The organism is Mesorhizobium sp. M7A.F.Ca.US.008.03.1.1, from assembly GCF_003997495.1.
Taxonomy (GTDB): domain Bacteria; phylum Pseudomonadota; class Alphaproteobacteria; order Rhizobiales; family Rhizobiaceae; genus Mesorhizobium.
On sequence record NZ_RZRU01000010.1, the window covers coordinates 193185 to 205475 of the forward strand.

The following is a 12291-nucleotide window of genomic DNA, read 5'->3' on the forward strand; positions in this document are numbered from 1 at the left end:
ACGGTCAAGTGTTTGTGATCCCCTGTCCCGGCCGTGTTCTCTGCCGAACTCGCCCTTGTAGTCGGCACACCAAAGATCGTTAGGGCGACAGCCGTTTGAAAGTGGTGTCCCCGTCGCCCTGTTGCGCCTGCGCTTGCGGCGCTCGACCATGCCGTGGCGGTCGAGCACGGCATGCACGGCCGAGATCGCGGGCCGGTGCACATCCGGATACAGCCGGGCCAGCCGCTCGCGTATCTTCGGCGCACCCCATGTCGGCTTGTCTTGCTTGAGGCGCACAATCAGCTTCTCGATTTGAAACGGAAGCTGATTGGCGTGGCGATAGGGCCGCCGCGATCGGTCCGTCAGCCCTCCAGGCCGCTGTCGTTGTAGCGCGTGAGGATCTTGTAGCCGGTCTTGCGCGAGATATCGAACTCCCGGCAAAGCACCGCCATCTTCTCGCGTCCAGCAGCCGGGCGACGAACTTCAGCCGCTCTTCCATGACGTTACACTCCTTCCAAGGCACCTTGCTCTCCTTGCAAAGGGCCGAAAGTGTAACCCATCTATCCGGAATGAACTGTCACCCATCTCTCGGGAAGGAAAGTCATGGCCAAGGCAACTGGAAGCCGAATTTTCTTTTAGAGTATGAATCAGCGCCGTCTGCCGAAAAGCGCGTCCACGATCTTCCCTTTTGAAACGACCGTGCAGGGCTGGGGCAGACGGTAGTCGAGCACCGCCCATCCGCGTCAAGTCAGGTAGACCTCCTGCCCGTCGCGGAAGAGGCGTCGCTCGGCTGCCTGTATGGAAAGCGTCCCAACCGAAAATTGCGGCTCCGGAAAATGCCCATGGCGACGTGCCACTGCATGGATACGCGCTGAGAGTTCCCCCAGATCGAACGGCTTGACCAAATAGTCGTCGGCTCCAGCGTTGAAGCCCTCGATGCGATGCGAAATCCGATCGCAGGCTGTCAGAATGATGACCGGTGCCGATTCAAGTTCCTTGATCAGCTCCCGCAGATAGTCGATCCCATTGCCGTCCGGCAGGTGAACGTCGAGCAAAATAAGGTCGTAGCCGACCACAGCTGCATAATCGCGCGCTTCGGACAGGTTCTTGGCCCAGTCGACCGCGTGGCCACCAGCCACCAAATGATCGTGCATAGCACTTCCAAGGTCCTTATCGTCTTCAGTGAGCAGTATTCGCATCATGCTGCCGAGCTCCGGTATGAGGGCAAGGCTCCCATCTTATTGGTCGAAGCTGACAATAGGCTGAACCGGCGGCAGCGAATTATTTGGGGAGCTTTCAGGCTGCTGTCAGCTACAACTTGCAAGAAAGGGGTCGTTAACAAAGCCAAACGAAGAGCCCCTATGAAACCCGTCCTGAACTCGGCACTTTTGCTCAATGTGACCCCCGGCGGCTGCATCAGCAAATTGATTTGGGAAACAGGCGCGCCGGTTCTAATGACCGACGCAGGCCGAGGTCTGGAGCTGGACCAGCGAACGGCGTCTTCGGTTTTTCAGGCAACAGCCACATGGAAGAATATGATTGGCTCGACCATGCGCCGAGCTTTGTCGAACGGATTGGTCGCGGGCGCACTACCACAGATTATGGCAGGTTTACGCCCTGGCCTTGACACCCGGGGTGATCGTCACCGGCGGAGCCGCGGCGTACTGATCGGATATCTAACGTCGCTGAGTCTCTCGTCGGTGCAGTGGATCTCTCGGCTTAGCCATCATGCAAAAAACGACGGTTCCGCGACACCACTTTTCAGGTCCGTGACACAGGCTTTGTGAGCCGATCTGTTGTTCTTACCCCAGGCTAATGGCTGAACAGCTCTGTCGCCGGCTCGATGCGCCAGATGGCGCGATGTTTTGAACCCTTTCACGAGGCGACGGCAGCAGCCGACCGGCTCTCCTATCGCGGCTCCCGCGATCCACACACCCAACAAGGGAATCTACCATGGTAATGAAGGCACCGGTTGCCGACGCTAGGAATGGGTCGGTAGTAGATCGGCTGGTCGGCATCGACCTCGCTCGGGGCCTGGCTGTCTTCGGGATGTATGCCGCCCATCTCGGTCCCGACCCCGGCGAAGGAGGACTAGTCGGGTTTCTGATGGAACTAACCCATGGGCGGCCGTCGGCCCTGTTTGCCGTATTGGCCGGTTTTTCAATCCTCCTGATTACAGGTCGCAAGGCGCCGAAGTCGGGGATAGCCGGTAGACAGGCCATCGCCAGAGTCGCAATTCGTGCCCTTGTTTTGCTCGCGCTTGGCTCAATCCTGGGCTGCCTCGGTACCCAGGTCGAAGTCATCCTAGAATACTACGGAATTTGCTTCTTGTTGGTATTGCCGCTCCATCGGCTCAGCGCATATCAGCTGGGCTTGATCGCTGCCGCTACGGCATTAGTTCTCCCGCAAGTCCGTTCCTCCCTTCTGTCGGTTGCCCCCAACCTCCTCGACCCGGTCTTCAACCTCATGGTCAACGGCTACTATCCCGCGGTGACCTGGGTTCCTTTCCTCATCGCTGGCATGGCCATCGCGCGCCTTAATCTTAATACGCTAGCAGCGCATTGGCGCCTTGGTCTGGCGGGGGTCGCGCTGGCCGTGTTGGGCCATGGGGGATCCTTGCTCGCGCTGAGTTCCCGCGCTTTGACTGAAACCTCCTTGTGGTGGTCTGACGTTGACGGCGCTTTTGAGCCTTCCAAGTCGTCATTTATAGTCAAGTCGTCATGGATAGCCGCACCTCATAGCGAAACGACGCTTTCGATCGTGGGCAGCACCGGTTGCGCAATGATCATCTTGGCGGCTTGCATGCTCGCTGTGGATGCGCTCCCGCGTCTGCGAAAGCTGGTCTGGCCAATAATCGCAGTCGGCTCGATGTCTTTGACGGCCTATGTGCTGCACATTGCGGGAATAGCCTATCTTATGAAGATAAACATTTTCAAAGACGAGAGCCTGTCCACGCTCTTTGGCTTCGTTGTGGTTATCAGCACTTTTGCGGTGCTTTGGCTGCGCATCTTCCAGCGAGGACCGATGGAAGTGCTGATGGGTAGGGTCGCAGATCTCGCGCGTCACATCCGCTGAGCACCGCCGCGCCCCGGCCTCCCGATCACATTACGGACAAGGTGGGGCTTTGTCCAAAGCTTGTTCGCGGCAGGGGAGGGTACTTCCTCCCAGCCTGCCGCCTTGTTGATGGAAGCTAAAACGGTCGCGCAGGCGCTAGAGTTGCATCGGCATAATCAGCTTAAACTCGCGAAGTTAAACCCGCGGTTGGTCTATCTCGGCCCGCCTCACCTGAAAGGCTAAGGTATCCGTTTCGGTCAAGGGTTTTAGGGGCCATTTTCGCTGCGCCTTGAGGAGAGCGTTTGCTAGGATGAGGAGCTTTCGCAACAAGATGATGACCTTTGCGGGTTTGCCTGCCGCCTTTAGCGCCTGGTATTTTGCCTTGAGGTCGGGGTTGAAGCGCAGGGCGAAGGGCCGGGCATGTAGAGGGCCTGGCGAACATTGGCCCGGCCGCCCCGGATGAAGGCGCGGCCGCTCCATTTTGCCGAGGCCGGCGAGGCTTGCGGCCTTTGGTTCCGAGTTCCGGCATGTCGATGGTGAGTGTGCAGGCGGTGGCATCCGATGCGCCATATGCTGGTCAGGATTTCGCGGCGCTGGACAGCGTCGGGATCGGCTTTCATGAGGGTAAGCATCGTCTGATCGATATCGCTGAGTTCACGTGGATCTGCTTCCAGCCACTCGTTGTTGTGGCGCCTGAGCAAGGCAAGCGGTCAAGGTCTGGCTCTGGTGCTGGCTGCGGTGCGATCCCCGCACGGGCCAGGTGCCGATCGTGTCGACGATCCACCTCGCCGCGACCAGAGAGCTGCTACTCTCTTCCGCTGTTCATTCTGGCCTCTTCGCAATGAATGTCATAAAATCACCTGTCGCAATTAATGGTTTTTGATTTGGCTCCTACAGCTGGCAGATATCGCCGAGAGTTCCGCAGAGAGCGTCGAAAGTTTTGGCCGCCTTCTTCCGCAGCCGCGCCTTGAGTTTTGAGCAGACCTGTCTTGATCGGGTTGAGATCGGGCGAGCATGGCGGCAGGATCAGGAGCCAGTGCCCCTTTGGCCAACCAGTGGGCGGCGCGTACCTTGCCGACAATCTGGGGTTCCGAACCCGACAGTTGGTTTTCAACCCGACAGTGGCCCGCCTCAGAGCAGGCTACCGCCCTTCGGAGCAGGCAGAAGCTAATCGAGGTTCGCGGGTTCCGGTTTGAATGTGCAGGTCGCTGCGCGCCTGATCTTTCGGTCTGGCGGCACATGACAAAAACTCTCATTTTGGCCGACGATACCCGGTCAGGAGCGGGTATCGCAGTCGAGAAGCGACCCGAGCACGTCCACAAGATGTGCCGAGTTTGCAAGGTGTGTCATTGTTTCTGTCAACGTTCGAGCGACAGCGCACGACGAAACGTCTGGCATACGCCTCGTCTGGCACGCGCCTCGCATATGTTGCAGTTGCTGCTGGAGATCAGGCGATCGAGTGGGCCTTGCAATTTTCCGATTTTGATGCGCCTAAAGTCTCGTGTACAAATCAGGCTGGCGTGAATGGCCTGCCTAAGTTGCGACTTATTACAAAGGAATGGATATGGCGACTGGAACGGTGAAGTGGTTCAACAGCACGAAGGGTTTTGGTTTTATTCAGCCTGACAACGGCGGTCAGGATGTCTTTGTCCACATTTCCGCTGTTGAACGAGCGGGCCTGTCGACCCTTAATGAGGGCCAGAAGATCAACTACGAGGTGGAACAGGATCGCCGCACGGGAAAGTCCTCTGCAGGCAGCCTCAGCAAGGCTGGCTAACGGTCCGGGAAAGCCTTGGCAAGGTTCGTCATCGCCGGAACGCATTGACGGCTCGAAACCCGGGCCGGAGCATGCAAGTTAATGCCGCGGCAGGGATTGCTGGAGCCATCATGAATTACTCTGGAAATGAGGCTCTTGGACGGGAAAGGCGGGGCTCATCCCCGCCCTTTGATTCCGCGCAGATTGGGCCAACGGCTGCTGCGCGTCCGAACGACTGTTGATACGGATTTAGGCTGCGACCTTCTTGCGGGTCCGTTTCGCCGGCGCCGTGGCTGGGGCTTCCGGCTCTTTCGGTTTGCGGCCGAGTCCCATGGTCTTGGCCAAGGCGGAGCGCGCAGCGGCGTAATTCGGCGCCACCATGGGATAATCCGACGGCAGACCCCATTTGGCGCGATATTCGTCTGGGGTCAGACCATAGTGCGTCGCCAGATGGCGCTTTAGCGATTTGAATTTCTTGCCGTCTTCAAGGCTAATGATGTAGTCCGGTTCGATCGACTTTTTGATCGGGACAGCAGGTTTTTTTACAGGCACAGGCTCTTCTGCCGGTATGAGTCCAGCCGTGCCGTTTAGAGCCCCGTGCACTTGGGCGATCAGGGCAGGAAGCTCCCCCGCCGGGACGGGGTTGTTGGAGACGTAGGCTGATACAACATCGGCAGTGAGCTCGATGAGGATGTCGGTCTTGTGGGGTTCTTCTGTCATAAACTTCTCCGGGCAGCTTGAAACACAGTTGGGCGAAGTGTCGCTTCATAGTGGCGGTTGCCGCTGAAAGCAAATGGATCGACGGGTGCGCTGCTCCTCCACCATTGAAGTCTCGGCGACGCATCCCGTCATCGTCCATCGCTAAAGGCAGCGTATTGAATTATGGGAGCGGTCGCGCCCGCCCCACCATAGCGATACAGCAAGACAATCAAAAAAGCCGGTCTTTGCTTGGCCCCAAATCTTTTCTCCTTTCGTGAACGCTGAGCTGCCAAGCTGCTACAGTTCACCTCGCGGGGCAACCGTGCACAACACAGGAGTTGCCCGAGCGATACATTCTTCACTTGCCGCTTATCAGCGCTGGTGATTGCACTTTGCAGCCTGCCTCCGGACCCGCAGCGCTCACGCTGTTGGTTTTGCGCCTGCAGGCGTCGGAAGTCGGATCGCCGCAGCTAATTTCCTCAGGCGGACGAATTCAACAAATCGATTGTTTGGATCGAAGGCATCCACACCATCGATGCCTCTAGAATATGATCCAGCTACAATCACCGTGCTGTAATGGCAGGGACGGCCAGCACAAGCGCGACACGATCCGGCGGGTCCATCGCTGCGTTACGTATTCATGGCTACTGCATCGGGCGCTCGGTCGACCGCCTTAAGCCAGGTCGCCGCATTGCGAGACGGTGACCGGCGAGGGAGAGGGCGCTCTGGCAACGAAGCGAGGCGGGTGGCCTTGCGGGTGGCCGCGTGATGTCATCCGGCTCTCCTGCCGATCTCTGCCGGCCAGATCTGGAGCAACTGTTTTGCATAGATATGGCTCTCTTCAGGGGGCCATCTATGATGGGAGCCGAGCGCGTGTTCGAGCCGGGGAACAGGCTGCGCATGCACTGTGCCCACCTATTGCGATCGTGCTAACCTTGGTTGTTCGGACTTGCCGTTAAAGGCAAGCGACAGATTGAAGTTATGCTGCACCATCTGATTGCCTGGCTCGTTTTCGAGAGCTCGCCGATACAGGGCCTGTGCCGCGTCATGCCGCCCCTCAATGTCCAAAATCACGCCCTTCGCATTCAATGCACGTACGTTTCCTGGGGCTGCAACCAAGACGCTGTCGAGCACCTCAACCGCTTCGTGCGGGCGCTTCTGGCCCACCAAGGCATTTGTAAGTCGTATCGCCGCATCAACATTGTCCGGGTGCTGCTTCACCTCATCCCGCAAAGCCCGCTCTTGAACATCCTGACCAACTTCGCGCAAAATGCGTTCGCGCATAGCCGGATCGATTTGATCGGCGCTGAGCAACTCGGGGGAAGATGTCTCCTGCACGGAAAGAGCCGGCTTTTGCCAGCTGGCGCAACCGCCCAAAGGCAGAATGGCGAGTACGGCAAAAAGAAGTGAGTTCCGGCGCAGAAACATAGGCGATGGAGAAACTGTATTACTATTCATGTTATCTCTCAGTTATCGGGGAGGCGCGTGGCGTTCAGTTAGGAAAGGTGGGACTACTCTAACAATCCGCTGTTCGATCCGTGCGGGAGTGTGACGGATCCTGCGGGGCGAATTGTAAAGTCGGAGGCGAGGTCTTGATAAGACAGCACGGCGAGATCAACCCCGTTTCGCGTCAGAAAGCCGCGGACGAAACGTCGGACATCCATCGACGTCAACAGAATAGGGCGGGTTTGACCCGGTTCTGCGTTCGAAAGGACCTGACGTATCTGTGATAGCATCGCTTCGCTTTGCCGATCCTCCAGTGCGAGATAGGGGCCTGCATCCGAATCTCGAACCGCGCCACGCATCACATCCTCGCTCTCGCGCTCGACGACCAGGGCGGACACGATGCCCTCCGTGTTGGCATGGCGGTGGCAGATCTGTCGCTTCAAACCAGAACGGACATATTCCGTCAGCAGGGCAACGTTCTGCTCACGCTCGCTCCATTCGGCCAATGCCTCCAACACGAGACGGGTGTGGCGGATTGGGATACCTTCCTCCAGGAGGCGGCGCAGAACATCGGCAATCCGAGGAATCGGCGTCGTGCGTAGCACCTCTTTCACAAGCTCAGAATATTCCTGCTCCATTCGGCCCAGGAAATGTCGGGTCTCTTGGATGCCCACCAATCGCGGTGCGTAGCGGGTCAACGCTGCATGGACGCGCAAGGCGAGGAGTTCGCCGGGAGCCCTATGCTCCGTGCCGGCGCCCGTAAGGGCCTTTGCAGGGGTATGTTCAACCGGGAGTCTGTCCGTTTTCGGCTCACGTCTAAGGGGGACACCGCTCGAGTCGACGTGCGCTACATCGGCTCGGAGCGCCATCTGGTTTGGATCTAAGGCGTCCTGTTCGACTGGCACGCCCTCGACATCAATTCGGAATTGCGATTCAGGCAGCTGCTCGTCAACCAAGACAGGGATGCGAGGAACGATAATGCCCAGATCGGCTGTGACCAGGAGCGAAACGCGCCCAATATGTTTTTGCAATTCGGCTTGATCGACCGCCTGCATAAGATCTGGCGCTAGAAAAAATGCGATCGGGAATTCCTTCGCAGGCGCGGCTTGCTTAGGCTCCGCTGCAGTTCCACCTTTCGCATCGGCAGTGCCGGCGCCCAGCACATCAGCCTTGACAATGCTTACCGCAGCGAACACTGCGGCCAGCATCAGAAAGACGGGGAGGGGAAACCCAGGAACGAACCCCATTACAACCAGGACGCCGGCCGCCAGTCGCAAGGCTCGAGTGCTGGCCGTGAGCTGACTGACCATTTCTGTACCGAGGTTGATCCTCGCCGTCCCAGTCACACGGGTGACGATGGTCGCCGCAGTAATGGAGAGCAGAAGGGCCGGAATCTGCGATATCAATGCATCGCCTATCGTCAGCAGAGTGTAGTGATGCAGTACCTCGCCGAAGGACATGCCCTTGGAGAGCAGGCCGATCGAAATTCCACCCAGCATGTTGATGCAGATAACCACCAGCCCGGCGATGGAATCGCCCTTCACAAATTTCATCGCGCCGTCCATCGCGCCATAGAGTTGGCTTTCCTTCTCCAATTCGGCGCGCCGCCGGCGGGATTCGTTGGCATCGATGTGGCCGTTGCGTAGCTCTGCGTCGACCGCCATTTGCTTGCCCGGCAGAGCATCCAGCGTGAAACGCGCCGCCACTTCTGCCACCCGTTCGGCACCCTTCGCGAGGACCATGAATTGCACCATGGTGACGACCAGAAATATGACGAAACCCACCACGATATTGCCTGAAATGACGAAATCGCCAAAAGTATGAATAATGCTGCCGGCCTCCCCCTCGGCCAGGATCAGTCGCGTCGTTGCGACCGTGAGCGCGAGACGGAATACAGTGGAAATCAAAATAACGCCGGGCAAAGAGGAAAAATCAAGTGGAGTACTGACATACAGGGCAACCATCATCAGCAGTATGGCCAACCCCATATTGAATCCTATCAGGGCGTCGACCACCACGACCGGGATAGGCATGACCATCATCGCGACAGCCAGAAGCAGCATCAACGCAACCATTAAATCCGGGCTGGCCGGCGCACGCTTGATGAAGTCACGCAGGACGTTGGCCATCGAGACACCTTTGCAATCGGTTGAGACTTACTCTGCTGTTACGCCATGAAACGTGGCTTTCGAACTCCGAAGGCGCCTCAGCCTTGGCCAGCGCGTGACCCTGCATGAGAGCCACAAGCAGGCGCGAAATGGCTGGGCAGCAAATGTTTCCAACGCAGCCAGCTTGTCAGCACCGAGCGCGACAGGATGTTTGGCTGGCCATAGAGTGCTGCTTGATGGGGCCTGCGAGCTTTCAATATTGGAGAGCAGCAATGCGGCCATTCCTGCTCAGCAGCACACGGCTGTCCTCAATACGTTCGACCACCCATCCATCAGCCAAAATGGCGCCGACAAAATACTTCTCGCTGTCGATGACAATATATGGTTGGACCCCATGCCACACAGCTTCGACCGCGATTGCGGATGGCGCCTTCTCCTCTTTGATGAGCACTCCGTTCACCAGTGTTAGAGTACCCTTGGTGCGACGATCGAACGATTGCTGAAGCTTCTGCCAACTGATGACCGATTCAGACGTGACGGTGCCTTCGGCGGTCACAACACCCTTTGCCGACCCAATCTTGACGTCGAGAAGACCCGCTCGATCGACTTCCTCCTGCAGCTCTTGGGCCGCTGCCTCCGTAAGTTCATTGTCAGCGCGGTGACTGATCGTTCTGGACGCGACTTCAGCCCGAAGTGAATTGGGGCTCGATCCACTTGCATTGCCAAGATAGGAGATCGTGCCTGAAAGCGCGCCGATCCCGAGTGAGCTGATTATGACCATGGCGAGCACACCGATCGGTAGGCGCGGTATGCCGGTCGAACCAGGCGGCTCTGCATCCTGCACGGACAAAGCAATGGACATCTCGCCTACGAGCAGGACGACAGGAAGGGGCACAACAACGGACTGGCCTGCGGCGATATTCCGGTTGCCCTCGATACTGAGTCCGGGTGCAAGCGCCTCCAGTTCGATCGACTTGCCAAGAAGAGTTACACGAAGGTGATGCGGTGCCAGTCCCTGCTCGACAAAGACCAAATCGGCATCGAAGCCGCTGCCGATTAAACACTTTTGAAGATCCGTCTTGCCGGTCAGACCGCAATAGTGCCCCGAACGCACTTCGAAACGGAGGGAAACGGCGTCATCCACAGAGCATCTCTCAAACAGGATAGAAGCCGCATGGCAATTGCCATGCGGCTCATTTCGGGACTACGTCGCGTCAATAAGGAGACGCGCTAGGGGGCAGTCTAAAACCCGCTTCCGACATTACGAAACGCGTTCGTCGGCGGCCTTCTTGATGGTCTGGAGATTGGTCGTTAGAGTGCGCAACTGGACACTCCTTTTCGTCGCCTCCAAGCTAACATTGGTTAGTTCCTGCACTTGCGCCTGAAAAGCAGTAGCATCAGCTCCGCTTGTATTGCCGGGAGTGCCACTGTTAGTTTTATCGGTATTGCCGGCGCTACTGGTATTGGTATTGCCTGATTTTTTATTATTATCAACTGCAGCCATGATCATTCCTTTTTCTGTTGGAGTTGTGCCGTCAATAACGGCCTGTATGACCTCACGCCGGATTTCCCGCGTCAGGCATCTTCTGTGTCATCCAAAGCTTCATCGGCCTCAGCCATCGCATCGTTCGCGAATTGGAACGCGAACGATCGCAGGATACTTTGGAAGGCTTCACTTTGTGCTGCAGACTGTGAGTTGTCTTGAAGTTGATCATTTGAAACGGTCCGGTTATCCGCCCGATCGTTCCCGCCAGCTGCCTTGCCATCATTCCCACCAGCTGGCTTGCCATCATTGCCATCAGCCGGCTTGCCATCACCAGAATGCTCGGATTTCGAATCCCCATGGCCCTTTCGGATCAAGGAAGTCCCGAGGTTGCCAACTCCACTCCCAATTGCTGCTATCATCAGGTACTCCGGCATTTGCCATTGGCGGCGACGTGTTAAAGGTTAGCCTCGATCAAGCTAAGGGCGGGAGCTTTCGAGAACCTGACGGCTTTTGACAAAAACCGGCCAGCGCAAAAACGTATGCTCTGCAGGATGTTGCTCTCGCATCGAACAGTCGACCACGATCTCGGCTGTTCGGCCAATCCCGCCGTCCACGCATGCCGCGACCGAATGGCAGCCGCAGCAGCTCGTTTGCATCCTCGATGCTGTGGTGTCGAACAGGAGACACGGTCCACGTGCTGCATGACCGCAATGACCGTATTCTTGCTGGCTCCACGGGCGCACGCAACGAGCAGGAACTCGGTCTTTGCATCACCATTCTCTCGCCTGCACATCACGGCCCGGCGCGGTGAGCTCATTGGCTTCGAGAAGGTCGGCGACCGTACGAACATGGGATGGTCTGCCGGCTTTGGGAGGCCGGTGCGGATCCTCTTCTCACCATATCGAAAGCTTGAAGCGGTCGGATTTTCTTGCCCTGTTCGTGAGAACTCCCATCGTCAGCTAATCGTCAGCCAAGCGGTCTATCTAGGCCGGCCGTGCCTGACCTTCGGATCCAAAGGTCCCGTCTCGACACTTTTTGTAACTATAGATCGAAATGGTCCGCGTGATACGCAACGCACACGCTTCTCTGAAGCAAATGTGTGACTTTGTCGGTGGCGAACGAGAGGAGTGACGCATCAATAAAATCGTCAGGCACGTGTCTAGGAAGGGGAGCTAGCCGAGTTGGTCTGATTTCATTCGCTGTTCCTGGAAATCGGCGGACTGAAGCGCTGATAATCTCAGGACATCGATGGCAACGTTGCGAAAGTCCTGTGAGCTCGGGCCAATCTTGGCCTGCTACTGAGAAGCACTTTGGCGGGAACATTACGCCGTCGCGGGTCTGGCTGACCGTGACGTTAACCGAAAGATGCCGCTGGTCTCGTCAGCCGCCAGCACAATAGCAGCACATTCTCGCCTACTACGGAGACGCAATATGAAGGGCATTGGCCGACCACGGAAATCGCAGGCTGAAACTGGAGCCAGCCGCGCGGGGCGGGCGAGCAGTTCCCTTTCGCAATCAAGTCTTGCTGCGGGAGAAGGTGGACAGTCATTCGATTCCGTTGTGGAGCAGATGCGCTCTGGGGACGCCGATAGGAGGCCCTCCTCCCTTCCAGTTGCGCGCGGTCCAGGCGATGCCCGCGAAAGTCTGCCAGGCGCCTCGATTGGCGAAGATCAAATCCTGAACACACCGCCACGTGGAGCCGCTGCGCCACCACGCGGAACCGTAGCGCCACGTGGCGCAGCCGCAAGGCGGCGCGGTTCTCC

9 protein-coding genes and 1 pseudogene are annotated in these 12291 nt (G+C 57.7%); 2 read left to right on the forward strand and 8 right to left on the reverse strand.

Annotated features, from left to right (window positions below; translation table 11 throughout):
• Positions 1–45: 45 nt before the first annotated feature.
• Together EOA16_RS16305 and EOA16_RS16310 are read right to left on the reverse strand one after the other, a co-directional pair.
• Positions 46–478: pseudogene (locus tag EOA16_RS16305) on the reverse strand (helix-turn-helix domain-containing protein); the annotation flags it as partial.
• A 244-nt stretch (positions 479–722) separates the two neighbouring features.
• Positions 723–1181 (reverse strand): response regulator transcription factor, encoded by a 459-nt coding sequence (locus EOA16_RS16310; protein ID WP_224570033.1) that lies wholly within the window; start codon positions 1179–1181, stop codon positions 723–725.
• A 751-nt stretch (positions 1182–1932) separates the two neighbouring features.
• Between EOA16_RS16310 and EOA16_RS16315 the strand changes: the two genes are divergently transcribed.
• A complete protein-coding gene (locus tag EOA16_RS16315; protein WP_063169274.1) occupies positions 1933–3054 on the forward strand; it encodes a DUF418 domain-containing protein in 1122 nt (373 codons plus the stop codon).
• Positions 3055–4597: 1543 nt separating this feature from the next.
• Entirely contained in the window at positions 4598–4810 is a 213-nt protein-coding gene (locus EOA16_RS16320) for a cold-shock protein (protein ID WP_008874821.1), read from the forward strand.
• Between the two features lie 228 nt (positions 4811–5038).
• Here the strand turns inward: EOA16_RS16320 and EOA16_RS16325 are convergent, their stop codons facing one another.
• From EOA16_RS16325 to EOA16_RS16350, 6 genes are all read right to left on the reverse strand, one after another.
• Positions 5039–5509 carry a MucR family transcriptional regulator gene (locus EOA16_RS16325; protein WP_024505385.1) on the reverse strand — a complete coding sequence of 157 codons (471 nt, stop codon included), beginning with the start codon at positions 5507–5509 and terminating at the stop codon, positions 5039–5041.
• Between the two features lie 894 nt (positions 5510–6403).
• Positions 6404–6946, reverse strand: coding sequence for a tetratricopeptide repeat protein (locus EOA16_RS16330; RefSeq protein WP_082826568.1), 543 nt, complete (start codon positions 6944–6946; stop codon positions 6404–6406).
• Positions 6947–6999: 53 nt separating this feature from the next.
• Positions 7000–9063: a type III secretion system export apparatus subunit SctV gene (sctV, locus tag EOA16_RS16335; RefSeq protein ID WP_063169272.1), complete on the reverse strand. Its 2064-nt coding sequence runs from the start codon at positions 9061–9063 to the stop codon at positions 7000–7002.
• A gap of 232 nt (positions 9064–9295) precedes the next feature.
• Entirely contained in the window at positions 9296–10186 is an 891-nt protein-coding gene (locus EOA16_RS16340; protein ID WP_024505382.1) for a hypothetical protein, read from the reverse strand.
• 117 nt (positions 10187–10303) lie between these two features.
• Positions 10304–10546, reverse strand: coding sequence for a nodulation protein NopA (locus tag EOA16_RS33210; protein WP_224570034.1), 243 nt, complete (start codon positions 10544–10546; stop codon positions 10304–10306).
• Between the two features lie 71 nt (positions 10547–10617).
• Complete coding sequence (locus tag EOA16_RS16350) at positions 10618–10947, reverse strand: hypothetical protein (RefSeq protein ID WP_081714433.1); 330 nt, start codon at positions 10945–10947, stop codon at positions 10618–10620.
• Positions 10948–12291 lie beyond the last annotated feature (1344 nt).

Coding starts and splice junctions, on each gene's coding strand:
- EOA16_RS16310 (WP_224570033.1), bottom strand. CDS start 1,181: ATGATGCGAATACTGCTCACTGAAGACGATAAGGACCTTGGAAGTGCT.
- EOA16_RS16315 (WP_063169274.1), top strand. CDS start 1,933: ATGGTAATGAAGGCACCGGTTGCCGACGCTAGGAATGGGTCGGTAGTA.
- EOA16_RS16320 (WP_008874821.1), top strand. CDS start 4,598: ATGGCGACTGGAACGGTGAAGTGGTTCAACAGCACGAAGGGTTTTGGT.
- EOA16_RS16325 (WP_024505385.1), bottom strand. CDS start 5,509: ATGACAGAAGAACCCCACAAGACCGACATCCTCATCGAGCTCACTGCC.
- EOA16_RS16330 (WP_082826568.1), bottom strand. CDS start 6,946: ATGAATAGTAATACAGTTTCTCCATCGCCTATGTTTCTGCGCCGGAAC.
- sctV (WP_063169272.1), bottom strand. CDS start 9,063: ATGGCCAACGTCCTGCGTGACTTCATCAAGCGTGCGCCGGCCAGCCCG.
- EOA16_RS33210 (WP_224570034.1), bottom strand. CDS start 10,546: ATGGCTGCAGTTGATAATAATAAAAAATCAGGCAATACCAATACCAGT.
- EOA16_RS16350 (WP_081714433.1), bottom strand. CDS start 10,947: ATGATAGCAGCAATTGGGAGTGGAGTTGGCAACCTCGGGACTTCCTTG.